Source organism: Flavobacterium xinjiangense, from assembly GCF_900142885.1.
Taxonomy (GTDB): Bacteria; Bacteroidota; Bacteroidia; order Flavobacteriales; family Flavobacteriaceae; genus Flavobacterium; species Flavobacterium xinjiangense.
The window spans coordinates 149,269-173,092 of the sequence record NZ_FRCL01000005.1; the positions used below are offsets into that span (position 1 = coordinate 149,269).

At 32.5% G+C, this 23,824-nt stretch carries 21 protein-coding genes; 9 read left to right on the forward strand and 12 right to left on the reverse strand.

The genetic code is table 11. The features are described 5' to 3' along the window. Positions 1 to 105 precede the first annotated feature (105 nt). Entirely contained in the window at positions 106 to 768 is a 663-nt protein-coding gene (locus BUC23_RS07935) for a response regulator (RefSeq protein WP_073208106.1), read from the reverse strand. Between the two features lie 158 nt (positions 769 to 926). Continuing rightward, the gene (locus tag BUC23_RS07940) at positions 927 to 1,340 is read right to left on the reverse strand and encodes a DUF4293 domain-containing protein (RefSeq protein ID WP_073208108.1); all 414 of its coding nucleotides are present in this window, start codon (positions 1,338 to 1,340) and stop codon (positions 927 to 929) included. Between the two features lie 181 nt (positions 1,341 to 1,521). Between BUC23_RS07940 and rho the strand changes: the two genes are divergently transcribed. Next, positions 1,522 to 3,366 carry a transcription termination factor Rho gene (gene rho, locus BUC23_RS07945; protein WP_073208111.1) on the forward strand — a complete coding sequence of 615 codons (1,845 nt, stop codon included), beginning with the start codon at positions 1,522 to 1,524 and terminating at the stop codon, positions 3,364 to 3,366. Between the two features lie 119 nt (positions 3,367 to 3,485). Here the strand turns inward: rho and BUC23_RS07950 are convergent, their stop codons facing one another. From BUC23_RS07950 to BUC23_RS07960, 3 genes are all read right to left on the reverse strand, one after another. Beyond that, positions 3,486 to 4,739, reverse strand: a complete 1,254-nt coding sequence (locus BUC23_RS07950; RefSeq protein WP_073208113.1) for an RsmB/NOP family class I SAM-dependent RNA methyltransferase — start codon at positions 4,737 to 4,739, stop codon at positions 3,486 to 3,488. A gap of 142 nt (positions 4,740 to 4,881) precedes the next feature. Beyond that, on the reverse strand, positions 4,882 to 6,843 hold the full coding sequence (locus tag BUC23_RS07955) for a KUP/HAK/KT family potassium transporter (RefSeq protein WP_073208116.1): 1,962 nt from the start codon (positions 6,841 to 6,843) through the stop codon (positions 4,882 to 4,884). 125 nt (positions 6,844 to 6,968) lie between these two features. Continuing rightward, a complete protein-coding gene (locus BUC23_RS07960) occupies positions 6,969 to 8,375 on the reverse strand; it encodes a hypothetical protein (RefSeq protein ID WP_073208119.1) in 1,407 nt (468 codons plus the stop codon). 115 nt (positions 8,376 to 8,490) lie between these two features. Here BUC23_RS07960 and BUC23_RS07965 point away from each other — a divergent pair, with 115 nt between their 5' ends. After that, positions 8,491 to 9,555 carry a WD40/YVTN/BNR-like repeat-containing protein gene (locus BUC23_RS07965; RefSeq protein ID WP_073208122.1) on the forward strand — a complete coding sequence of 355 codons (1,065 nt, stop codon included), beginning with the start codon at positions 8,491 to 8,493 and terminating at the stop codon, positions 9,553 to 9,555. Between the two features lie 58 nt (positions 9,556 to 9,613). Here BUC23_RS07965 and BUC23_RS07970 read toward each other — a convergent pair whose 3' ends face one another. The 4 genes from BUC23_RS07970 to BUC23_RS07985 all read right to left on the reverse strand — a co-directional run bounded on the left by BUC23_RS07970 (position 9,614) and on the right by BUC23_RS07985 (position 12,410). Then, complete coding sequence (locus tag BUC23_RS07970) at positions 9,614 to 10,075, reverse strand: sensor of ECF-type sigma factor (RefSeq protein WP_073208124.1); 462 nt, start codon at positions 10,073 to 10,075, stop codon at positions 9,614 to 9,616. Between the two features lie 30 nt (positions 10,076 to 10,105). After that, positions 10,106 to 10,519 (reverse strand): hypothetical protein, encoded by a 414-nt coding sequence (locus tag BUC23_RS07975; protein ID WP_073208127.1) that lies wholly within the window; start codon positions 10,517 to 10,519, stop codon positions 10,106 to 10,108. Between the two features lie 33 nt (positions 10,520 to 10,552). Next, positions 10,553 to 11,095, reverse strand: coding sequence for an RNA polymerase sigma factor (locus BUC23_RS07980; protein WP_073208130.1), 543 nt, complete (start codon positions 11,093 to 11,095; stop codon positions 10,553 to 10,555). Positions 11,096 to 11,156: 61 nt separating this feature from the next. Then, a complete protein-coding gene (locus BUC23_RS07985; protein ID WP_073208133.1) occupies positions 11,157 to 12,410 on the reverse strand; it encodes an SRPBCC family protein in 1,254 nt (417 codons plus the stop codon). 314 nt (positions 12,411 to 12,724) lie between these two features. Here BUC23_RS07985 and BUC23_RS07990 point away from each other — a divergent pair, with 314 nt between their 5' ends. Both BUC23_RS07990 and BUC23_RS08000 read left to right on the forward strand, forming a co-directional pair. Further along, positions 12,725 to 14,761: a dipeptidyl-peptidase 3 family protein gene (locus BUC23_RS07990; RefSeq protein WP_073208136.1), complete on the forward strand. Its 2,037-nt coding sequence runs from the start codon at positions 12,725 to 12,727 to the stop codon at positions 14,759 to 14,761. Between the two features lie 338 nt (positions 14,762 to 15,099). After that, complete coding sequence (locus BUC23_RS08000) at positions 15,100 to 15,486, forward strand: pyrophosphohydrolase domain-containing protein (RefSeq protein WP_073208142.1); 387 nt, start codon at positions 15,100 to 15,102, stop codon at positions 15,484 to 15,486. A gap of 132 nt (positions 15,487 to 15,618) precedes the next feature. On the opposite strand, the gene BUC23_RS08005 is transcribed toward BUC23_RS08000, so the two are convergent. After that, entirely contained in the window at positions 15,619 to 16,686 is a 1,068-nt protein-coding gene (locus BUC23_RS08005) for a branched-chain amino acid aminotransferase (protein ID WP_073208145.1), read from the reverse strand. A 305-nt stretch (positions 16,687 to 16,991) separates the two neighbouring features. On the opposite strand from BUC23_RS08005, the gene mnmD reads away from it, so the two are divergent. Both mnmD and BUC23_RS08015 read left to right on the forward strand, forming a co-directional pair. Further along, positions 16,992 to 17,654: a tRNA (5-methylaminomethyl-2-thiouridine)(34)-methyltransferase MnmC2 gene (mnmD, locus tag BUC23_RS08010; RefSeq protein ID WP_073208148.1), complete on the forward strand. Its 663-nt coding sequence runs from the start codon at positions 16,992 to 16,994 to the stop codon at positions 17,652 to 17,654. Between the two features lie 133 nt (positions 17,655 to 17,787). Further along, positions 17,788 to 17,985 (forward strand): hypothetical protein, encoded by a 198-nt coding sequence (locus tag BUC23_RS08015; protein ID WP_073208151.1) that lies wholly within the window; start codon positions 17,788 to 17,790, stop codon positions 17,983 to 17,985. A gap of 31 nt (positions 17,986 to 18,016) precedes the next feature. Here the strand turns inward: BUC23_RS08015 and BUC23_RS08020 are convergent, their stop codons facing one another. Beyond that, the gene (locus tag BUC23_RS08020; protein WP_073208154.1) at positions 18,017 to 18,958 is read right to left on the reverse strand and encodes a LysR substrate-binding domain-containing protein; all 942 of its coding nucleotides are present in this window, start codon (positions 18,956 to 18,958) and stop codon (positions 18,017 to 18,019) included. 97 nt (positions 18,959 to 19,055) lie between these two features. Here BUC23_RS08020 and BUC23_RS08025 point away from each other — a divergent pair, with 97 nt between their 5' ends. From BUC23_RS08025 to can, 3 genes are all read left to right on the forward strand, one after another. Then, entirely contained in the window at positions 19,056 to 19,535 is a 480-nt protein-coding gene (locus BUC23_RS08025) for a Dps family protein (RefSeq protein ID WP_073208156.1), read from the forward strand. A 497-nt stretch (positions 19,536 to 20,032) separates the two neighbouring features. After that, complete coding sequence (locus tag BUC23_RS08035; RefSeq protein ID WP_073208162.1) at positions 20,033 to 21,688, forward strand: SulP family inorganic anion transporter; 1,656 nt, start codon at positions 20,033 to 20,035, stop codon at positions 21,686 to 21,688. A 98-nt stretch (positions 21,689 to 21,786) separates the two neighbouring features. Then, a complete protein-coding gene (gene can / locus BUC23_RS08040) occupies positions 21,787 to 22,422 on the forward strand; it encodes a carbonate dehydratase (RefSeq protein ID WP_073208164.1) in 636 nt (211 codons plus the stop codon). A gap of 199 nt (positions 22,423 to 22,621) precedes the next feature. On the opposite strand, the gene BUC23_RS08045 is transcribed toward can, so the two are convergent. After that, a complete protein-coding gene (locus BUC23_RS08045; RefSeq protein WP_073208167.1) occupies positions 22,622 to 23,824 on the reverse strand; it encodes an LETM1-related biofilm-associated protein in 1,203 nt (400 codons plus the stop codon).

The window sequence follows — 23,824 nt, forward strand, 5'->3', positions numbered from 1 at the left end:
AATTTTTTCTAATAATTCGAATATGACTTAAAACCCATGATTATTACATTTTTTTATTTGAAGAGAAATGTGTTTTTGATTTTAAAAAACAGTTAAAACAAGAGCTCATGATTTAATCAAGTTGTTTTTAATAGCGTATTTTACTAAGCTGATTGTGTTTTTTAGTTTTAGTTTTTTCATTATATTTTTGCGATGGGTTTCTACTGTATTTATACTTATATACAATTGTTCGCTGATTTCTTTACCACTGTATTCTAATGAGATTAATGTAATGATTTCTACTTCTCGTCCCGTCAATAGAGAATTTATGGTAGGAATTAAATTATTTAATTTTGGATTGTCTTTGGTTACATTATTGAATATTTTTTCTCTTACGATTTCACTGAAATATTCTTCACCTCTATAGACAGCCTGAATAGCTTCGACAATATTTTCTCCTGCACATTGCTTAGTAAGATAGCTGCTTGCACCCAATTTCATAATTTCTTTTATTAACTTCAAATCATCGTAACTGGAGAGAATTATTACTTTGCAGGGGAAACCTTTTTCGGCAAATTCTTTAATGACTGCTATGCCGTCTTTCAGTGGCATGTTTATGTCCAGAATAAGAACGTCAGTTTTGTTTTGAGTGACTTCGTTATAAAGGTCAGCGCCGTTTAAAGAGAACCCAACCACTTCAAAGTTTGGAATGGTTTGCAGCAACGAGCTAATACCGTGTATTAGTATTTGATGGTCGTCGGCCAGATGGATTCTTATTTTTGGCATCATATATTTTTTGCTATAATCAAATTTATAAAAAAATCATTAACATTTCATTTAATAAGATTTTTATTATTTTTAAAACATCAAGATTTATTATAAGACACAAAAAAACCCGAATTGTTACATTCGGGTTTCCTTCGCACTAATAAACTAAGTTTATAGGTTTACCTCAATCTGTCCACAGATTTTACAAGATCTTCATCCTTCTTGATGGCTTTATTAGCTAAAACTAATAACACGATAGTCAAGATAGGTAGAAACATCCCAATACCTTTCTCCGAAACCATTTGTGTTTCTCCAGATAGATTTAGTGAACGATATACAAACAATCCTAATAAAATCAAATTTAATATGATGTTCAATCTGCCAATAACAAATTGATTTTGTCTTTTTTTATAGGAAACAATACTTAATACAGAAAGCGTAGTACTTAGCCCCAATATTATAACATAAAATTGGTCTTGCATAAAATAATAATCGCTGCCATCCTTCATTGTCCATAGAGGAATAAAAAAAGGTAGTATTCCTGTAACTACGAAAGCAATAAATAAATAGATGGTCTGAATTCTTTGTATCATGATTTCAATTTGTTTTACAAAAATATATTTTTCTTTTTAATAAATACTATTGCATGATTAAATTTTATTCGTATTATTGCATAACAATACCGTAAGCACTTCATACTGCGGTTGATTCAAAATAAAATAGTTTACTACCTATCTTTAGATTTTCCAAATTAATTAAATTCAAAGAACATTCATGTTTGATATTTCTGCATTAAAAGAAATGAAGCTATCTGAGCTTCAAGAAATAGCTAAGTCAGCTAAAACCATAAAGTTTAACGGTGTAAAAAAAGAGACTTTAATTAGTCATATTTTAGAGCATCAGACCGCTAGCGTTGATACAACATTAGAGAAAAATAAGGAAAGCAACGTTGTTTCAATTGTTGATAAAAGGCAAGAAGAAACAGTTGAGGATGATAAGCCAAAAAGAGTGAGGATTGTTCCTGTAAAAAAAGTAGCTATTCAAAGAAATCCAACAATTTCTAGTACAGAACTGGAAGAAACTCCGAACGAATTTACTGCGCCTGTTGAAGTAAGCACTCCCGAAGCGAATGTTGCTGCAACGGATAGTTCTGAAAGTAGTGTAACAACGGAAACTGAAAATAAAGCGCCTAAAATTGTTAAATTCAGTAAATCAGCTTACGAGAAGAAAATTGCTTTAAAAAAGGATAAAGAAGAAGTAAAGGAAACAGCGAAAGAAACTGAAGCAATTACCGATTCAGCAACTGAGGAAAATGGCGAAGTTCCAGCACCAATAAAAAAAATAAATCCAAATCAATTACATAAGCAGAATCCCAATCAAAATACAAACCCAAACCAAAATACGAACGGAAATGGGAACGGAAATGGGAACGGAAATGGGAATGGAAATCAAAATCCAAACTTTAAAAACAAGAAAAGCAATTTTAAAGATTCTGATTTTGAATTTGACGGGATTATAGAAAGTGAAGGGGTATTAGAAATGATGCCTGACGGTTATGGTTTCTTGCGTTCTTCGGATTACAATTATTTGGCTTCGCCAGATGATATTTATTTATCGACATCGCAAATTAGATTATTCGGTCTTAAAACTGGAGATACTGTAAAAGGAGTGGTTCGTCCACCAAAAGAGGGGGAGAAATTTTTCCCGCTTGTGAGAGTTTTAAAAATAAACGGACATGATCCTCAAGTAGTTCGTGATAGAGTTTCATTCGAGCATTTAACTCCCGTTTTTCCATCTGAAAAATTCAAATTGGCTGAAAAGCAAAGTACCATCTCGACGCGAATTATCGATTTGTTTTCACCAATTGGTAAAGGTCAACGTGGTATGATCGTGGCACAACCTAAAACGGGTAAAACCATGTTGTTGAAAGATATTGCAAATGCAATTGCAGCGAACCATCCAGAAGTTTATTTAATCGTTTTATTGATAGATGAGCGCCCGGAGGAGGTTACTGATATGCAACGCAGTGTGCGTGGGGAAGTAATTGCTTCTACTTTTGACAGAGAGCCGCAGGAACATGTGAAAATTGCAAATATTGTTCTTGAAAAAGCAAAACGTTTGGTAGAATGTGGTCATGATGTAGTTATATTGTTAGATTCTATTACTCGTTTAGCAAGAGCTTATAATACCGTACAACCTGCATCAGGAAAAGTATTGAGTGGAGGTGTTGATGCTAATGCATTACAAAAACCAAAACGTTTCTTTGGAGCTGCACGTAACGTTGAAAATGGAGGTTCATTGAGTATTATTGCAACAGCTTTGACAGAGACAGGTTCGAAAATGGATGAAGTTATTTTTGAAGAATTTAAAGGTACAGGAAATATGGAATTGCAATTGGACAGAAAAATTGCAAACAAACGAATCTTTCCAGCTATCGATTTAACCTCTTCAAGTACAAGACGAGATGATTTATTATTGGATCAAAAAACATTGCAACGCATGTGGATTATGCGAAAATACCTTTCGGATATGAATCCGGTGGAAGCGATGGATTTCATTAATGACCGTTTCAAGAAAACAAAAAATAACGAAGAGTTTTTAATCTCAATGAATGATTAATAAAAAAAGTTTAAAGTTTTTTTTAGTTTAAGGTTTAAAGTTAGAGAAGCATTAAGCTGAAAAATATTCCCATAAAAAAAAGTCCTCAATTTCGAGGACTTTTTTTATAGGAATAAATCTTAAATCTTAACTTTTTCAGGTCTTTCAGGTTTTTCGACCGCTTCTTTTCTTTCTAACAAAGCCATATAGAATCCGTCAAAACCAGATTCTGAAGCCAATATTTTTTGATCTTTTATGAAATCAAATTGTTTCCCGATATCTGTAGTTAAGAAACGAGCAATTTGATCTTGGTTTTCTGATGGTAATATAGAACACGTAGCATACACTAATTTACCACCGGGTTTTACAATTTTAGAATAGCTTTCTAAAACTTCCGATTGTATTTTACGGATGTTATCAATAAACTCTGGTTTTAATTTCCATTTAGCATCTGGATTTCTTTTCAAAACTCCTAAACCACTACAAGGTGCGTCAATTAAAACACGGTCTGCTTTTTCGTGTAGTTTTTTGATGATTTTTGTAGAATCAATAATTCGGTATTCAATATTAAAAGCACCGTCTCTTTTGGCTCTGATTTTTAATTGCTTCAATTTGCTTTCATACAAATCCATAGCGATTAATTGTCCTTTATTTTCCATCAAAGAAGCAATATGTAATGTTTTTCCTCCTGCACCAGCGCAAGTATCAACTACTCGCATTCCTGGTTTTACATCAAGAAAAGCAGCCACTAATTGTGAATTGGCATCCTGAACTTCAAAGAAACCTTGTTTAAAAGCATCAGTTAAGAAAACATTAGCTCTTTCTTTTAGAACTAAAGCATCAGGTTGATTTTTCAACGTTTCTGTCTCAATGTTTAAATCCATTAAAATAGCACGAAGCGCTTCTCTGGTTGTCTTCAGTGTGTTTACTCTTAGGATAACCTTTGCAGGCTGATTTTGAGCCGTTATTTCCGTTGCCCAAACTTTTTCTCCTAATTCTTTAACTCCTAATTCATCCATCCAGTCCGGAATAGATTCTTTCAAAGCTCTCACTTTCGAAAGTTCGTCAAAACGTCCTTTAATTTTTCGTTCTGGAGTTCCTTCCAGCTGGCGCCAATCAGGAATAGGGTAGCCTCTTAAAACCGCCCATACTGAAAACATTCTCCAAAGATTGTCTCTGTCGAAAGGTTCTTTTACTTCTGCTATTTCTGCGTATAATCTTTTCCAACGTACGATTTCGTAGATGGTTTCAGCAACAAATTTTCTGTCAGAGCTTCCCCAACGTTTGTCTTTTTTTAAGGATCTTGCTACCACTTTATCAGCATATTCGCCTTCATTAAAAATAGCGTTCAAAGCATCGATGGTAGTATAAACTAAATTTCTGTGTAATCTCATTTTAAATAATTGAGGTGCAAAGGTACTATTAATTGACCGAATGTTATATTTTTAATAATGAATGTTGTTTTTAATTTTTTAATAAAAAAAAAGCACTGTTTCTAAAACAGTGCTTTTTATGAATTTTATGTATATAAAATACTTATTTAATTCTAGTTAAACCTATATTTTGAGGTGCATGAAGGACCATTGGGAATTTCTCTACTTTTACGGAGCTACTATCGAGACCAAATGCTCTTTCTTCGGATAAACTTAGTTTTTTAATGAAGAAATAGGAGTTCATAACTATTTTTTCATGCCATCTCAAGTCACTATCATTAGAAAGAAATTTTTCAGACAAAACAAATTTGAAATCACCAATGATGTTGTTTTTATTCAAAGATTCATATCCACTAGTAATGTCTACTTCTCCTTTTTTCACCATATCTCTGATTACCTCTCTAAACATCAAGTTTATTTTTGTAGGTTCTCTGAAGCCCAGATTAAAGTCAATACGATAGATATCATCTTTGACAATTTCTGTTACCCTATATTCTGTTTTGTAAGGCTCTGTTAAGATATTGACGTGTACAAACCAGTAAATATCAGCTCGTTTAGGTCTTTTTTGTAAAATAGAATACATCACTTTTTCTTCTATTTCATCCGCTCTACCCGCATTTGTCATATAAACAAGATGTGTTGCGTATTTAGGAATAGATAAATCAGTGCTTAATTCGATCAACACTTTTTTGTAGTCTTCTATTTTTACAATTTTCGTATAATTTTTGTTGATTTTCTTAGCTAAATACCAAATCGTCATAATTGAAATTAGCACTATAGCTATAAAAAGTGTTACGTAGCCACCTTCTGCAAATTTTGTGATGTTGGCGATAAGGAAACTGAATTCTATTACTAGGTAGGTTGCAATTACTGGAATAATGAAATACAATTTAACTCTTTTCATTATCAGATAATAATTAAGTAAAATCGTAGTCATTATCATACATAATATAATAGCCAGACCATACGCATGTTCCATATTACTGGATTCTTCAAAATGCAGTACGATACCAACACATCCAAAAAACAACAGCCAGTTTATGGAAGGAATGTAAAGTTGGCCTTTTAACTCAGTAGGGTACTTAATTTTTACTTTGGGCCAAAAATTCAAACGCATAGCCTCATTTATTAATGTAAATGATCCGCTAATTAATGCCTGTGATGCAATTACGGCAGCAAGTGTTGCAATAACAATCCCTATTGGTTGGAACCAATCTGGCATAATAAGATAGAAAGGATTTCCGTTTTTCCCGCCTAATGTCAGTAATGATTGCCCTTCATGATGAATTAAATAAGCCCCTTGTCCAAAATAGTTTAGTACTAATGCCGTTTTTACAAAAATCCAACTTATTCTAATGTTTTTTCGACCGCAGTGACCCATGTCTGAATATAAGGCTTCAGCACCAGTGGTACATAGAAATACAAAACCTAATACAAAAAATCCGTCCGGATGGATAGACAATAAATGATAAGCGTAATATGGGTTTATTGCTTTGAAAACTTCCGTATGCTGCGCAATCTGTATTACTCCAAGAATAGCAAGCATTCCAAACCAAATCATCATCATTGGCGCAAAAAATTTACCAACTAATTTAGTTCCAAACTGTTGAATGGTAAACAATACAAATAGAATTCCTATTACAATTGGTATTGTATTCATTTGGGGGTAGTACGTTCTAATTCCCTCAACAGCAGAAGATACTGAAATTGGGGGTGTAATTATTCCATCGGCCAGTAAGGCACTTCCTCCAATAATTGCTGGTACAATGAGCCACTGAATTTTCGTTTTTTTGACTAGGGCATACAAGGCAAAAATACCACCTTCGCCATGATTATCTGCACTCAAGGTGATAATGACATACTTGATTGTAGTTTGTAGGGTAAGGGTCCAAAATACGGCTGATATGCCTCCTAAAACAATATCTGCATTTATAATATGATCGCCAAGTATGGCTTTCATAACATATAAGGGTGAGGTTCCAATGTCACCGTAAATTATACCTAAAGAAATTAATAACCCGCCTAATGTCAATTTACTGTGCAAGTCTTTGTGCGATGCGCTCATGTATATTTTTTAAAAAACTCGTCAAATTTACTCTTTTAAAAGATATTAGAGCATTTTATTTAAAAAAAGGCATAAAAAAAAACACGGTCTTTGGAACCGTGTTTTTGGAATCTAATATTATTTTTTTAGGATCTTCTGTTATTGTTCCTTTGAGATGAATTATCTCTTTGAGATTCTGTTCTTTGTGGAGCTGTTTCTCGAGATGAATTGTTTCTATTTTCAGAATTACCTCTCTGTGATTCTGCTCTTTGCGGTGCAGCTTGACCTGAAGGATTCGATCTGTTTTGAGAATAGTCTCTTTGTTGACCTTGTCTTTGAGGAGTAGCTTCACTGGAAGGATTGGATCTGTTTTGAGAATAGTCTCTTTGTTGACCTTGTCTTTGAGGAGTAGCTTCACTGGAAGGATTGGACCTGTTTTGAGAATAATCTCTTTGTTGACCTTGTCTTTGAGGAGCAGCTTCACTAGAAGGATTGGATCTGTTTTGAGAGTAATCCCTTTGTTGGCCTTGTCTTTGCGGAGAAGCTTGACCTGAAGGATTCGATCTGTTTTGAGAGTAATCCCTTTGTTGTCCCTGTCTTTGAGGAGTAGCTTCACTAGATGGATTAGATCTGTTTTGAGAATAATCCCTTTGTTGGCCTTGTCTTTGTGCACCAGCTTCTCTAGAAGGATTGGTTCTGTTTTGAGAATAATCTCTTTGATGGCCTTGTCTTTGTGCGCCAGCTTCTCTAGAAGGATTGGTTCTGTTTCTAGAATTTACCGTTTCATTTCGGGAACCCAAATTTCTGTCACCTCTTCTTTGATCTAGTTCGTAACGATTTGTTACTTGCGTATTTCTTCTTGAAAAGGCGTAGTTAGGATGTTGTCTTTCATAGCCATTAGAACGTCTTGAACTATATAGGTTAATTGCTACATTACTTCTTCGAGAGCTTACGTAATTGTAATTGTTATTCACGTTCAAACAAATATTGATGTTGCTTCTGTATCTGTATATTGGGTATGGATTCCAAGCGTAATAATAGCTAGGGTAGTAATTCCAATTCCAACTAGAATAATAAGGGCGATAGTTAAAAGACCAAAAAGAAGCGTAAAAGAAGGGAGTGGTATAATAAACAGGTTCGTAAATGTAATTTTCACCATATAGGAATTCATCGCCAATGACTTGAACATGAACATTGTTATATCTGTCTTTTTCAACATCAATAGTTGCTACATCCTGATACAAATCTTGGTCAATAACGGATTGTATAATAATAACGTGGGTTCTATTTTCAACGGATTCAATAACCCGTAAATAATCAACTTCATCATCATTATTCAAATCTAAATTTGATATTTGAAGTTTAGGATCATTCAATCGTCTTTCAAAATCTTGAAGATTTCGAGAATCACCAAAAATTGATGCAATAGCTCTTAGATCTAAGTTATCGCTAATTTCTGAATTCATTGCGTTTACTGAAGTCCTGCCTTGCGCTTGTATTTGTGTTGCGAAAACAGTAGTCAATAGACTCAATAGTAGTAGTTTCGTTTTCATAATTAATGGTATTAAATTTATTATTTTTTCAATATCCAATTATTGTGCCAATAAATTTAAAGATATATGGTAATACCATATTATATCGTAAATTAGCCTAAATAATTGTATCTAAATGAAGAATTTTTTTTTAACAGTGTTGGCTTTTTCTTGTTTATGGTCTTGTAAGACAATTAATTATGGCAATAAAAAAAGTATAAATGCTACCTTTGAATCGGTCGAAATTGATACTCTTTTTCAAGATAAAATCAGCATTAGAGCCATAGCGATCGATAAAAATATAGTTTGGTACGCAGCTGATAACTCAAGATTCGGTTTTTTTGATTTGGAAAAAAATCAAAAGACTGAAAGTACCATTGGTACTGATAAATCAAAAGCAGAGTTTAGAAGTATTGCTCAAACGACAAATAATATTTTTATTTTAAATGTTTCCAATCCTGCTTTACTGTATAAAATTCCTAAAGATGGTTCAAAAGCAAAATTAGTTTATCAAGAAAATAACGAGAACGTTTTTTACGATAGTATGCAATTTTGGAATGATTCAGAAGGAATTGCGATCGGAGATCCGCTAACAAATTGTTTCAATATAATAACTACACGAGACGGTGGTAATTCCTGGAATAAGATTGTGTGCGATAAATTGCCGCAACTTAGTGAGGGAGAAGCAGCATTTGCGGCAAGCAATACTAATATTGTAATTAAGGGAAATAGAACATGGATTGTTTCCGGAGGAAAGAAAGCAAGAGTTTTTTATTCGCCAAATAAAGGGAATTCTTGGGAAGTTTTTGACACGCCGATAATTCAAGGAAAAACAATGACTGGGATTTTCACCGCCGATTTCTATGATTCTCAAAACGGATTTGTTGCCGGAGGAAATTATGAATTTCTAAACCAAAATTTTGGAAATAAAGCATCGTCAGACGATGGAGGAAAAACTTGGAATTTACGTGCTGAAAATCAGGGATTCGGGTATGCTTCCTGTGCGCAATATGTACCTGGTGGTAAAGGTAAAGCACTTGTTGTTGTAGGTGCATCAGGATTGTATTATTCCTCAGACAGTGGAAATACATGGAAACAGTTATCTAAGGATTCCAGTCTTTTCACGATTCGATTTATTGATAATCATACCGCAATAGCGGCAGGTAAAAATAAAATGGTTCGCATCGTTTTTAAGAAATAAAAAAAACCTAAACAAAATATTTTATTTTGTTTAGGTTTTTTTTAAATCAGCAAAGAACTTAATCTCTTCTCGGACCTTTATCTCTGTATTGTTGTAAAAGTTTTCTATTGAAATTCTCTTCTGATTTGCGGAGTTTAATGATTTTTGTAGCTGGAATAATTCCTTTCAGTGTTGCAATGAAATTTTTTCGCAAAACGAATAATTCTTCTTCTGTGCTTTCCATTTGATTCAAGAAAGCGCTAGCTTCTTTTTCGGTCATTTTATCTAAAGTTTCGTCATTCATTCTCCTCATGAATGATTTCATTTTTTGATGTCTTAATTCAAATTGTTTATCATCAAAAGTGTTGTAGACAGGCCAAAATTTCTCTGCTTCACTAGAAGTTAACTTTAATTCAGTTGTTAAAAAAGCGACTTTCATAGCTTTAATTTGTTCTTTTTTTTCTCTCATTCCTTCGCCTTGGCCATAAAAGCTGAAGGAGATTAATAATAATAGGATTGGAAATAATTTTTTAAGTTTCATTGTTTTATTTTTCAAGTTCAATTTTAATTTTTATTCGATAAGTAAATGTTGCATATCAGTATCTGTAGTTAGAATGTCTTCAATAACTTTGTCTTCAGCCGAAGAAACCGGTTGCATTTTAGCAATATCTTCCGTTTCTAACTCACTAATTAAATCATATTGATTAAGGCTAGACTGATAGGCTAGATAATTTTCCAAAGTCGTTTGGTCTAATTCTTTTGGAGTTGTTGAAATACTGGTATAAATTGGAATCATTAGTGCGAGTACTAAAAGCGCAGCAACCATCATGATTACCGCTTTTCTTTTTTGAAAAATCGAGATCACTTTTGGTTCACTTTCGGGTAACTGCTGTAAAACTTTGGCCGAAAAATGATCAAAATAATGGTCTGGAGTTTTGAATCCTGACTCAATTTTAGGTTCGTTTTCTAATTTAAATTCTTTCATAATACTCATTAGACTTAATTAAATATAAAAGGTTTAATTTGCCGTTACAAAGGCTTCTATCTTTTTTACTGCATGGTGATACGATGCTTTTAAAGCACCGACTGAAGTTCCCAGGATTTCCGAAATTTCTTCATATTTAAGTTCTTCACAATATTTCATTTTAAAAACTAATTGTTGTTTTTGAGGTAAATTAGCAATTGCTTTTTGTAATTTAAGTTGGATTTCATTTCCGTCAAAAAACACATCTGCTTGTAAATTATCAATAGTTTTATTTTGTAATTCCTCTGATGAAATTCGGTTAATTTTTGATTTCTGATTTAAAAAAGTCAGTGCTTCATTAGTGGCAATACGATACATCCAAGAAAATAATTTACTTTCACCTTTGAAATTTTTTAAATATTGAAAAACTTTCACAAACGTATTTTGCAAGACATCATCTGCATCGTCGTGGTGTAATACAATATTTCGGATATGATTGTATAACGGTCTTTGATATTCTAGCAAGAGTTCTTTAAACGCTTCATTTTGCGTTTTAGGGTTCAATAACTTTTTAATGAATTCCAGTTCTTCTTGCAAGGTTTTTTTATCTGTTTAGAATAGAATTTATCAAATAGGTTTAATCGAATCAAAAAAATAATTAAAATTCAGAAGGAATCTCTACTTCTTTAACCGGAGCAGGAACAGTCTTTTTTGTTTTTGGAACAACTGCTTCTGTTTTAGCTTTTGGTGTAGCAACTGCTGTTTTAGTTTTTGGTGCAGTAACGTCAGTATTAGCTTTTGGAGGGACAACATCAGTTTTAGGGGTTACAACATCAGTCGGATTTGGCATAGCTTCTACTTTTTTTGTCATAACATTAATTTTATTAACCACAATTTTTGGTTTTGTAGGGTAATATATTTCAGTTACCCATTTAGAAGGGCTTTCTGTTTCGGTTTTACCAATGGTATAGACTTCAATATGAGATAAAGAAGGATCAGCGACAATTTGTTTTGCATTACGATAGGCTTTGGCTTTATCAAGTGCTTTTACAATGTGCGAATAGTCACCGGTCAAAGTTGTTTTTATGGCTTCATACGCTTCTAATTTTCCGGTTAAGAGGTCGCTTCCTGCACTCGTATATATCTGATTTTTGATTGGAACGCAAATGGATATTTTCGTGAGGCCATTTACAAGATCATAAGTATGGTATATTACAAACGGTTTTCCGGCTAAAGGAAGATTGTTTTTTTTGCAAAAAGTAATTATTTTTGGAGTAACGATTCTGAAATTTTTGATAACTTTTGAAATTTCACTGGTGAAGGTTTGATGCAAATAAAAGGTCTCAGGCATTTTTACCAAACCATCTACTTTTACGGCATAGGTATTTATTTCATAATCCAGCGTTTTATCTAAGTTAGCAAGACTCTTTTCGTACATGCCCCCAATAACTTTATCAACGCCCCCATTAAAAGCGGTGTAAATCTTAAAAATAAAGCTCATTTTACCAGTAGTTTTCCAAGTAACTTTTGTTCCACCCACAGTGTCTTTGAAACTCCAGAACACATTGGAAGCGGTTCCTTCATAATTCATTTTTTGCGCTATACTATCGTTTTCTTTTACAAAAAAAGTTTTCATGTTTCCATTACCCTCTTTTCCTTCCCAGGAATAAGATGCTCCTTTTCCAACAGTATTTTGCGGATAATTTATTTTCATTTCGGGATCTTGAGCTATCCAAGAACCAAAATTAGCCCAGTTCTTATAATCATTTACATAATTATAAACCGCTGCTTTAGGCGAATTAATAACTTTATTTCGTTCTACCGTATAATCTCCTTTTTGCGTTGCCACAAAAATTGATAATGCTACTATACTAAGTAAAACTAAAAGAAATAAATATTTTAAAATCTTCATGATATATTGGGGGTTATATCCCGTAAAGTTATAAATTTTATTAATAAACTAAAGGAACTATAAAATAATAATAAAATTGGTAGTTCAATCTGAAGCTGGTTTAGGTGCAATAGCAACTTAAAATTGGCAACATAATTGTTTATTAAAAGTCGTTCAAAGTTAACAGGCTACAAAAACACACTTTGGAACAGAACGAGGCTAGTTATTTTTTGATCGTACTTTAGCAGAAAATATTCTGTACTTTTTATCTATTATTCAAAGATGGCGTATATTTGTTGAATAATAATTTATTAAACACTTAAATATCATTAATAATGAAATTACTTAAAATTGCTGGATTATTTGTGACTCTAACGGTTTCTGTTATTTGTAACGGACAAATAGCAAAAACTGCCGAAGCAAAAATTACAGAGAAAGCTCCTTTTGATTATGTTGTAGAGCAATTTGCTGATATTAAAGTATTGCGTTATCAAATTCCGGGTTGGGAAAACCTAACTTTAAAAGAACAAAAGTTAGTTTATTATTTGACGCAAGCAGGAACATCAGGACGAGATATAATGTGGGACCAACATTATAAATACAACCTTAAAATCAGAAAAGCATTAGAGCATATTTACCAAAATTATGCAGGGAAAAAAACTTCAGAAGACTGGAAAAACTTTGAAATATACCTAAAAAGAGTTTGGTTTTCAAATGGAATACACCATCATTATTCCAGCGAAAAAATTAAACCGGGTTTTTCTGCAGCATACCTTAGCAGTTTGATGAAAGCTACTAAAACAACTTTATCACCTTCTGTTACAGCAATTATTTTTAATGATGTGGATACAAAAAGAGTAAATCTTGATGAATCTAAAGGTTTATTAGAAGGTTCTGCAATTAATTTTTACGAAAAAGGAATTACATTAAAAGAAGTTGAAGATTTTTACGCTAAAAAAACAAGTCCAGATCCTAAAAGGCCCTATTCTTATGGTTTGAATTCTAAATTGGTTCGAAATGCAAAAGGACAATTAGAAGAAAAAGTTTGGAAAAGCAAAGGAATGTATGGTGCAGCTATCGATAAAATTATTTATTGGTTAGAAAAAGCTAAGGGTGTAGCCGAAAATAAGAAGCAAGGTGACGCGTTAGGTTTGCTTATTAACTATTACAAAACAGGTAGTTTAAAAACTTGGGATGATTACAATATTGCTTGGTTGCACGCAACTGAAGGGAATATTGATTACATCAATGGTTTTATTGAAGTATATAATGACCCATTAGGATATAGAGGTTCGTATGAAGGAATCGTTCAGATCAAGGATTTTGATATGTCGGCAAAAATGGAAGTTGTTTCTAAAAATGCCCAATGGTTTGAAGATAATTCCCCTTTAATGCCAGAACATAAAAAGAAAAATGTTGTAGGTGTTTCCTACAAAACAGTAATTGTTGCGGGTGAATCGGGAGATTCTTCACCAGCTACGCCTATTGGAGTAAACCTTCCAAATGCCGATTGGATTCGTGCGGAACATGGTTCGAAATCAGTTTCTTTGGGTAATATTATTGATTCTTATGCTAAAGCTGCAGGAAAAGGAAAATTGCAGGAATTCGCAAATGATGAGGAGGAAATTGCTTTGGCTAAAAAATATGGTGAAATAGGGGATAAGATGCATACTGCTTTACACGAAGTGGTTGGTCATGCTTCAGGACAAATAAACCCTGGTGTAGGAACTCCAAAAGAATCATTAAAAAGTTATGCTTCCACTCTTGAGGAAGGTAGAGCTGATTTAGTTGGTTTATACTATTTATACAATCCTAAACTACAAGAATTAGGATTAGTTGATGATTGGAAAAAACTGGGAATGGAATCTTATGACAGTTATATCCGTAATGGTTTAATGACGCAGTTAGTTCGTTTAGAATTAGGCGCAAATATTGAGGAAGCACACATGAGAAACCGTCAGTGGGTAAGTTCATGGGTTTTTGAAAAAGGGAAAAAAGACAATGTTATTGAGAAAATAACTCGTAATGGGAAAACTTATTTCAATATTACTGATTATGAAAAATTACATGATTTATTCGGACAACTATTAAGAGAAGTACAACGAATTAAATCGGAAGGTGACTTTAATGCGGGAAAAGCATTAGTGGAAGACTACGGTGTAAAAGTAGATCAGAAATTACATGTTGAAGTTTTAGAACGTAATAAACAATTCGCTTCGGCAGCCTATAGTGGTTTTGTTAATCCAGTATTAGTTCCAAAATTAGATAAAAAAGGGAATATTATTTCTATCGAAGTAAAACAACCAAAAACATTTGCGGAACAAATGCTGAAATATTCTAAGAACTTTGGGTTTTTGCCTTCGGAAAACTAGAAGAATAATTTCAAAAAAAATGCTCACCTTTTCAAGTGGGCATTCTTTTATTCCAAAAAATAAAGATTCTAACGTTTGAAAAATATTTTTATCATAAATAGAATTCCAATAAAAATTAAAAAACCGATTAATATCTTGTAATTTCCTTCGTAAAATATTTTGTGCATTTTTACATCCTTTCGGTAAGCAATTACCATCGCAATAACAAAAGCAACAAAAAAACAGCCTGCAAATATCAATTGTCCTTGACTAAACATAGTTTAAATTATTTGCAACAAAAATAGTTAATAGTTTAGAAATAGTTGCTAATTTGCCTTTTCATTTAAAAAATAAAAAAGATGCAAAAACAAATTGATTCAGTTAAGGTATTTCATACTGCATTTAAAATAGGACATAGCGAAATTCCAACAGCTGATTTGGGAGAAAGCAAACATACCCTTCGTTATAATTTAATGAAAGAAGAAAATGAGGAATATCTTGAAGCAGTTCAAAACAATGATTTGGTAGAAATTGCTGATGCCCTTGGAGATATGATGTATATTCTATGTGGGACTATAATTGAACATGGTTTGCAACACAAAATTGAAGCAGTTTTCGATGAAATTCAGCGTAGTAATATGAGTAAGTTAGGAGAAGATGGAAATCCTATTTATCGTGAAGACGGCAAGGTTATGAAAGGCCCTAATTATTTCAAACCAAATTTTTCAAAAATACTTGGAGAATAAGGAACGGATTCAAATTGTTTGAATTAGGCGATAGAAATTTATTTTTAAATTGGGTTACGCGAGTTCGAGTAATATAAAAAAAAGCGATTTTCATTATGAAAATCGCTTTTTTTTATACTTGAAATCTAAAGTCTATACTTTAACAGTCCAACCAAAAGTATCTTCAGCTAGTTTATTTTGAATATTAGTTAATTTATCTTTTAGTTGCAATGCCATTGAATTCTCATTTTTAGGTAATTCATAATAAACATCTTGATAAGAAAATCCAGAGATAGGACTAACTACTGCGGCCGTTCCAGCACCGAAAATTTCTTTCAAGCTTCCATTTTTGGAGGCTTCAACAAGTTCAGAAACTAAAACAGGACGCACATCTACATTAATTCCTTCACTTTTGGCTAACTCAAGCAAAGTCTTTCTAGTCACACCATCAAGAATTCTTTCACTTACTGGAGCGGTAAATAATGTATCGTTTATTCTAAAAAATACATTCATTGTCCCAGCTTCTTCCAGTTTGGTATGTGTGGCATCATCGGTCCAAATCACTTGTTGGAAACCTTGTTTGTTAGCTAAACTAGTAGGGTAAAATTGTGCAGCATAATTTCCGGCAGCTTTTGCAGCTCCAATTCCGCCATTAGCCGCTCTGCTGTAATGCTCAGCGATAAGAACCTTAACTTCACCTGCATAATAAGCGCTTACCGGTGATAAAATGATCATAAATTTATAATCATCAGATGGGTTCGCTATTACACCAGTTCCTGTAGCGATCATAAATGGTCTGATGTACATGGAATTTCCTTTACCTCTTTTTATCCATGCCTCATCTAATTGAAGTAATTCCTTCAAACCGCTCATAAATATGTCTTCTGGCACTTCTTGCATTGCCATTCTAACAGCTGATTTATTGAAACGTTTGTAGTTCTCATCAGGTCTAAATAACCAGATTGCATCATCCTCATCTTTGTAAGCTTTCATACCTTCAAAGATAGCTTGACCATAATGGAAAACTCTTGTGGAAGGGTCTAACAAAAAGGGCGCATAAGGCTTAATGACTGGTTTTTGCCACTCTCCGTTTTTAAAATCACATTCAAATAAATGATCTGTAAAAACAGAACCGAAGCTTAAGTTTTCAAAGTCTACTTCATTAATTTTTGTAGTAGCTGCTTTTATTATTTCAATTTTGCTAGTTTGAGTTGTACTCATAATATGATAGTATTTTTTATATTTTTATAATTGAAGAACAAGAATATTAAAATCTTTGATTTTTTCACAAAGCGAACATTGTTATTTGCAAAATTAAATAAAAATCATCGAAATCCTTGTGATAAAACTATTAATTATAGGATTTAATTGTGATTTATTTATATTTAAAAAAATCGAAATAATTTGACTTAATTTATATCAAATAGATAAAAAATATAGAATTTTTTAGATGATACGTTTTAGTTTTGACTAAATTTGACCTGATCATAGCGCATAAAAACTACTAATAAACTCAATTTTTAATTTTGAAAAGAGAAATTATTCAAACTCTTGACGGTTCTACAACTATTCACATAGAAGAATGGGACGAATGTTATCACTCTAAGCATGGAGCAATTCAAGAAGCACAGCACGTTTTTATAAAAAATGGATTGTCCTTATTTGAAAATAAGCACTTGTCTATTTTAGAAATTGGTTTTGGAACGGGCTTAAATGCATTCATCACTTTTCTAGAAGCAAAAAAACTAAATCAGACGATTGACTATGTTGGAGTTGAAGCATACCCAATTTCTGCAGATGAAGTTCTTTCCATGAATTATGTTGCGGAGTTGAATGCAGCGAATGATAGCGCCATTTTTAAAACCATGCATGAGAGTAACTGGGGGGAAGAAATCAATTTAAGCAAAGATTTTTCATTGATAAAAAGAAAGCAATTTTTTGAAGCAATTGAAGATATTGAGAAATTTGATTTAATATACTTCGATGCTTTTGGTTACCGAGTACAGCCAGAATTATGGAGCACTGAAATTTTTCAAAAAATGTATAATGCACTTAAACCAAATAGCGTTCTTGTTACTTATGCAGCGAGAGGAGTAGTGAAGAGAAGCATGATAGAAGTTGGCTTTAGCGTTGAAAAGCTCGAAGGGCCTCCCGGTAAAAGAGAGATGTTTCGTGCTCGAAAAACATAGAGAATCAATACAGATGTTTTTTACTGCTAAAATAAAAAATCAAAAAGAATGTTAATATGTAATGTTCTATCTATTTAAAATGTATTTTTACAGTAGCTAAAAATCAAGATCTAACCTATAATATTATTTTAATATGTCAAAAATCATGTTTGATTACACAAAATCAATACTAGAAAGAGTAAGTTTTGATCCAATACTTTTTTGTAAAGAATTAGAAAAAGCCATAAAAACCCTATTACCGTTTGAAATGGAACAATTACGAGAATGGTTATTAAATTTCACGATCGAAAAACCAGAATTGAAACAATGCTTGCTTATCGTCAATTCATAAATAAAAAAGGAACCTTAATCGGTTCCTTTTTTTATTTTTTCTGAATTGGACTTACAATTTGAACATTGTGAAAAACAATTGCTCCTTTTATAACTCCGGCAATTGTGCTTCTTAGTGCATCAATTATTTGTATTTTTAATTCGCTTTTTGGGAAAATTAAACTGACTTCACGTGCAGGTTTAGGTTCCTTAAAATGACGCAACTTCAGTTTGTCTGACTCTTTCAAATCTAAAGTGTGCAGATAGGGCAGGAGTGTCGTTCCTAAACCCTCATCGGCTAGTTTTATTAATGTTTCAAAACTGCCGCTTTCAATTTGAAAATGATTAAATTCATTTTTACCCTGGCTTTTGCATAAATTCAAAATTCCATCTCTAAAACAGTGTCCGTCTTGTAATAACAAGATTTCATCCAGATTTAAGTCAGACACTTCAATCTCTTCTTTTTGAAAATTTTGATGACTCTCTGGAATATAAGCTACAAAGGGTTCAAAATACAAAACAATTTCTTTAATTTTTTCTTCCATCAATGGAGTTGCTGCTATTGCCGCATCCAGATGACCGTTGTTGAGTTTTGTTATAATCTCTTCGGTGTTTAGCTCTTCGATTATGAGTTTTACCTTTGGATATTTTTTTATGAAATTATTCAAAAACATAGGTAACAGTGTAGGCATGATAGTTGGGATGATTCCTAATCTAAACTCACCTCCTATAAAACCTTTTTGCTGTTCAACAATATCTTGAATTCTATCCGCTTCATTGACAATGTTTTTGGCTTGATTCACAATTTTTTGTCCAATATCCGTCAACTGAATTGGTTTCTTGGATCGATCAAATATCTGAATGCTTAATTCTTCTTCTATTTTTTGAATTTGCATGCTCAAAGTCGGTTGGGTAACAAAACATTTTTCGGCAGCAAGTGTGAAATTTTTATGTTCGGCTACAGCCAAAACATATTTTAATTGAGTGATTGTCATTTTTATAGTAATTTCTGATACAAATATAAAAACAATCAATTTAATTTATAGTACAAATTTTGTTTTCTTGCATAAATTTGTAACTAAATAAAAAATAATGAAAACTAACATTCTAGGATTACCAGTTAAAGAATCCGAATTAATAATATCGGAATTAAACACATTATTGTCAAATTTTCAAGTATACTATCAGAATTTAAGAGGAATTCATTGGAATATTCGCGGTAAGCGTTTCTTTGATTTACATGTAAAGTTTGAAGAATTGTATAATGATTCACAATTAAAAATCGACATGATTGCTGAGCGCGTGCTGACTCTTGGTGGTTCTCCATTTCATACTTTTGAGGATTACATTAAAAATAGTCAGTTGCCTGTAGGTAAAAATATTTCTATTGATGAAAAAGCAATTCACCTAATAGTAAACTCATTATCTCATTTATTGAAAATTGAAAGAGAAATTCTAAACAAATCTGCAGAAATTAATGATGAAGGGACAAATTCAATGATGAGTGGCTTTATTGCAGAACAAGAAAAAACAATTTGGATGATGCAAGCATGGCTGGAAGAAGGTTTGTAATATTAGATTTATTTAAAAAGAAAAACCAGAGGAGATGAGTTCTTTCTGGTTTTTTTTATAATGTTAATTTTTTTTTAAATTCAATAAAGCTTTTACTTTTGTCAAAAACTTTGCACTATTTTTGCGACAATGAAAATAACTGCTCAAATATTATTATTTGTTTTTATTAGCTTTCTTATAACTCCAACAATTGTTTGTTTGATAGAGAAGGACAGTGATACGTCTATTGTTTACAGTTTTTCTGAAGAAGAGAAAGCGCATAAAGAAATTAAGGCAGTTTTTATTTCCCATATTTCATTTGAAGATCTACCTGAGTTGAGTTACAAGTCAAGTCTTATCTTTTCCGAGAATTTATCAAAACATGATAAAATAACCTCGACCATATTTATTCCCCCGCCAAACCAGGTTTAATACAATGTTGATTTTATTTTTATGAAATCAAATTTTCACATTTTTCAATGTGACAAACTCTTTGTGTTAAATTTTAGTTCGGTATTATGACAAAAAAAATCAATCTTTTTGCTAACCTTAAATCTGATTTTGCGTCTGGTTTAGTGGTTTTTTTGGTGGCGCTTCCATTGTGTTTAGGTATTGCAATGGCTTCAGGTGCTCCCTTATTTTCAGGAATTATTTCGGGAATTATTGGAGGAATAGTGGTGGGATATTTAAGTACATCACACATAAGTGTTTCTGGCCCGGCAGCGGGTTTAACTGCCATTGTTCTTACAGCAATCACAGATTTAGGAGCTTTTGATGTTTTTTTAACCGCGGTTTTTATTGCGGGTTTAATACAGTTGGTATTAGGATTTGTCAAAGCGGGAAGTATTTCAAATTATTTTCCTACGAATGTTATTGAAGGAATGCTAGCCGGTATTGGAATTATTATTATTCTAAAACAATTGCCTCATGCTTTCGGTTATGACAGTGATTTTGAAGGAGATCAATCCTTTCTACAATTGGACGGGAGCGACACGTTATCCTCATTATTTAGTATCTTTAATTATATTCAATTAGGCTCAATAATAATTACAGTTCTGTCATTAATAATATTGATTGCTTGGGATAAAGTTCCTTTTTTGAAAAAATTAAAATTAATTCCTGGTGCGCTTGTAGCGGTAGTTGTTGGAGTGATTTTAAATGAAGTTTTTACTGCTGCAGGAAGTACATTAGCTATTGCAAAAGAACATTTAGTTTCCCTGCCTGTTCCTGGAAGCTTAGAAGAATTTAAGTCTATTATAGTAACGCCAAATTTCTCAGGAGTAACAAATCCTAAAGTTTGGGTAATTGCTTTAACTATTGCCATTGTAGCTTCGATTGAGACTTTATTGAGTATTGAAGCAGCTGATAGAATGGATGTTCAGAAACGATATACAGATACCAATGTAGAGCTGAAAGCCCAAGGAATTGGAAATATGGTAAGTTCTCTTTTAGGAGGTTTACCGCTGACATCTGTAATTGTACGTACTTCAGCAAATAATAATTCTGGAGCTAAATCGAAAATGTCAGCTATTATTCATGGACTTTTTCTATTGATAAGTGTGCTTACAATTCCGTTTGTTTTGAATAAAATCCCCTTGGCTACTTTGGCGGCAATTCTTTTATTAGTTGGATATAAATTAGCCAAGCCAGCGACATTCTTACATTTTTTGGAAAAAGGAAAATACCAATTTGTTCCTTTTATAGCAACATTATTGGCTGTTGTTTTTACTGATTTGTTGAAAGGAGTGGCATTAGGAATTGTTATTAGTATTATTTTTGTTTTAAAAGGAAACCTCAAACGAGCGTATAGTTTTAGAAAAGAAGAATATGCAGATGGCGATGTGATTCATATTGATTTGGCTCAAGAAGTTTCTTTTTTAAACAAAGCGGCAATAAAACTGACCTTAAATGATATTCCAGAAAACTCAAAAGTAGTTATTGATGCGAAGGATACCGTTTATATTGCGCATGATATTTTAGACTTGATTCACGAATTTAAAACCACAAGAGCCATTGATAATAATATAAAAGTCAAGCTAAAAGGGTTTAAAAAAGCATATCAATTAGAAAATACTTCGGAGACACAAAATCATGTTACAATCGAGCATTATTATGACTTTGCAAAAAGAAAAATGGTAAAAAAGGAAGTGCAAGCAGAAGTATTTCCAGAATAAAGAAACAAACTAATTATGTACAAACGTTTAAATTCTGTTACTTTACATGATTAAAGGACAATTTTTTAAAGTTTTGAAAAATATTAAAAACTAAAATAATGGATGATTTTTATAAAAAAATATTAGATAATAATAAGCAATGGGTCGAAACTTCTTTAGCAAGCGATCCAAATTATTTTCAAGATTTAGCCAAAGGACAAACTCCGCCCTTATTGTGGATAGGTTGTTCAGATAGTAGGGTTCCTGCTAACGAAATAGTGGGTGCAAAACCAGGTGAAGTTTTTGTTCACAGAAATATTGCCAATATGGTCGTACATTCTGATATGAATATGTTAAGTGTTCTGGATTATGCCGTTAATGTTTTAAAAGTAAAACATGTTTTAGTTTGTGGTCATTATGGTTGTGGTGGTATAAAAGCGGCTATGGGCAATGACTCCATCGGAATTATTGACAACTGGATTCGCCATATAAAAGATGTTTATCGTTTGCATAGCAATTATTTAGATTCTATCGAAGATGAAACAGAACGTTTTAACACATTTGTTGAAATCAGCGTAAAAGAACAAGTTTTCAATTTGGCTAAAACTTCTATAGTACAATCGGCTTGGAAAAATGGTCAGGAGTTGACTTTACACGGTTGGGCTTATGGTCTAAATTCAGGTTTTGTTACTGATTTAGAAGTTAATATCAGTTCCAATAATGATTTGGATGAAGTATACCAATTGAAATTTTAAATATAAGCCGCTCTCGAGCCTTCGGTATGGACCCAAAACCGGATTGGATATTAAACACGAATTTCACAAATTTGCACAATTCGTGTAAATTCGTGAAATTCGTGTTTGACTTTTTAATATCAACTTAAAAATCAGTGTGAATCTACTTCATCCCTATTACAAACTTGTTTCCAAGTGTAGCTCTCGAGCGGCTTTTTTATTATTCGATTTCTTCCAGATTTTCATTAAATGCCGAAGGTAAAAGCGTTGGGATAAATTTAATCAAAATAGGAAGGAGTAAACTTCCTCCAGGGAGTAAAAATATAGTCAATGAAGGTATGGTTTTACAAATATCCAATATTTGTTTCTTAACTTTTTTCTTTTCTTTTTCGTTTAAATCTCTTCGGGTGGAATAGGCCAGCAATACCATTAATTCTTTGCTTTGGACTATCTCCTTGACCAATCGCTTTTTATTGCGACTGATTAGGGTGACAACACTTTGGGTGGTATGGTCGTAAAAATGCTTAACAGGATTCGAATAATTAAAGTAAGGGATATCCTTTTTATGTTTTGTAATAAAGAGATTGGTACTGCTAATACTGCGATCGACAAATTCTTCTGAAACGGATAGGACATTCGCTAAAGAATGTAAAAAATAGGCTTCGTTATTTTCTATTTTTCCATCGCTCCATAAAGCCATTCCAGCAACATCAATAAGATAGTATTTCTCAAGGTCATTTGTAAAATAATCCAATTGGATTGTTTCTAAATTCTGAACTGAATTCTTCGAAAATTTACTGTAACGTATCGAAGCTTCAAAAAGCTTAATCAATAAGTCATCATATTGCGTTTTGTTGGACTTTACTTTCAATGCCAGTGTTACAATATTAACAACCGTTTCCTCAATTTTTTTTAGATATTTTTCAGGGATGGATCCATGAATTAAATATTGGCGAAACGCCAGTACATCAATAAACAATAAGGCATTTGTTACCAGATGCGAAAAGTTTTTACTGATGATTGTATCATTAGTTTGAACGCGTTCATCAATGATTTTTTCGAGAGTAAGCGAAGGCGAATTTTTAGGTAATATTTTCTTAAAGATGTTAAATCCCTGAGGATTCATTTGATTGTAAAAAGCAACAGTTTGTTTGATGAAATTTTCCGGACTAATTTCTTTTTCCGTAGAGCAAAAAGTAGCGTATAAGGTATTTAATAAAGCAACTTTAGAAATCTCTTGCTTGAACCAGCCTTTGGTTTCAATAGGACTTTTAGTTTCAAAAGAGATTATGTGTCCATATATAAATCCTGTTTCTCTAACCTGATGGTAAAAGGTATCAGTGGTCTGAGAAGCATTCTCTAGTGAAAATTTTTGTTCTATAAAAAATTTATCTATCCAACCGGACGCCGAAGGGTTAATCAT

What these genes read in the sequence shown, in the direction of transcription:
- BUC23_RS07935 (WP_073208106.1), bottom strand. Translation starts at nt 768, where the DNA reads ATGATGCCAAAAATAAGAATCCATCTGGCCGACGACCATCAAATACTA.
- BUC23_RS07940 (WP_073208108.1), bottom strand. Translation starts at nt 1,340, where the DNA reads ATGATACAAAGAATTCAGACCATCTATTTATTTATTGCTTTCGTAGTT.
- rho (WP_073208111.1), top strand. Translation starts at nt 1,522, where the DNA reads ATGTTTGATATTTCTGCATTAAAAGAAATGAAGCTATCTGAGCTTCAA.
- BUC23_RS07950 (WP_073208113.1), bottom strand. Translation starts at nt 4,739, where the DNA reads ATGAGATTACACAGAAATTTAGTTTATACTACCATCGATGCTTTGAAC.
- BUC23_RS07955 (WP_073208116.1), bottom strand. Translation starts at nt 6,843, where the DNA reads ATGAGCGCATCGCACAAAGACTTGCACAGTAAATTGACATTAGGCGGG.
- BUC23_RS07960 (WP_073208119.1), bottom strand. Translation starts at nt 8,375, where the DNA reads ATGAAAACGAAACTACTACTATTGAGTCTATTGACTACTGTTTTCGCA.
- BUC23_RS07965 (WP_073208122.1), top strand. Translation starts at nt 8,491, where the DNA reads ATGAAGAATTTTTTTTTAACAGTGTTGGCTTTTTCTTGTTTATGGTCT.
- BUC23_RS07970 (WP_073208124.1), bottom strand. Translation starts at nt 10,075, where the DNA reads ATGAAACTTAAAAAATTATTTCCAATCCTATTATTATTAATCTCCTTC.
- BUC23_RS07975 (WP_073208127.1), bottom strand. Translation starts at nt 10,519, where the DNA reads ATGAAAGAATTTAAATTAGAAAACGAACCTAAAATTGAGTCAGGATTC.
- BUC23_RS07985 (WP_073208133.1), bottom strand. Translation starts at nt 12,410, where the DNA reads ATGAAGATTTTAAAATATTTATTTCTTTTAGTTTTACTTAGTATAGTA.
- BUC23_RS07990 (WP_073208136.1), top strand. Translation starts at nt 12,725, where the DNA reads ATGAAATTACTTAAAATTGCTGGATTATTTGTGACTCTAACGGTTTCT.
- BUC23_RS08000 (WP_073208142.1), top strand. Translation starts at nt 15,100, where the DNA reads ATGCAAAAACAAATTGATTCAGTTAAGGTATTTCATACTGCATTTAAA.
- BUC23_RS08005 (WP_073208145.1), bottom strand. Translation starts at nt 16,686, where the DNA reads ATGAGTACAACTCAAACTAGCAAAATTGAAATAATAAAAGCAGCTACT.
- BUC23_RS08015 (WP_073208151.1), top strand. Translation starts at nt 17,788, where the DNA reads ATGTCAAAAATCATGTTTGATTACACAAAATCAATACTAGAAAGAGTA.
- BUC23_RS08020 (WP_073208154.1), bottom strand. Translation starts at nt 18,958, where the DNA reads ATGACAATCACTCAATTAAAATATGTTTTGGCTGTAGCCGAACATAAA.
- BUC23_RS08025 (WP_073208156.1), top strand. Translation starts at nt 19,056, where the DNA reads ATGAAAACTAACATTCTAGGATTACCAGTTAAAGAATCCGAATTAATA.
- BUC23_RS08035 (WP_073208162.1), top strand. Translation starts at nt 20,033, where the DNA reads ATGACAAAAAAAATCAATCTTTTTGCTAACCTTAAATCTGATTTTGCG.
- can (WP_073208164.1), top strand. Translation starts at nt 21,787, where the DNA reads ATGGATGATTTTTATAAAAAAATATTAGATAATAATAAGCAATGGGTC.
- BUC23_RS08045 (WP_073208167.1), bottom strand. Translation starts at nt 23,824, where the DNA reads ATGATTAACCCTTCGGCGTCCGGTTGGATAGATAAATTTTTTATAGAA.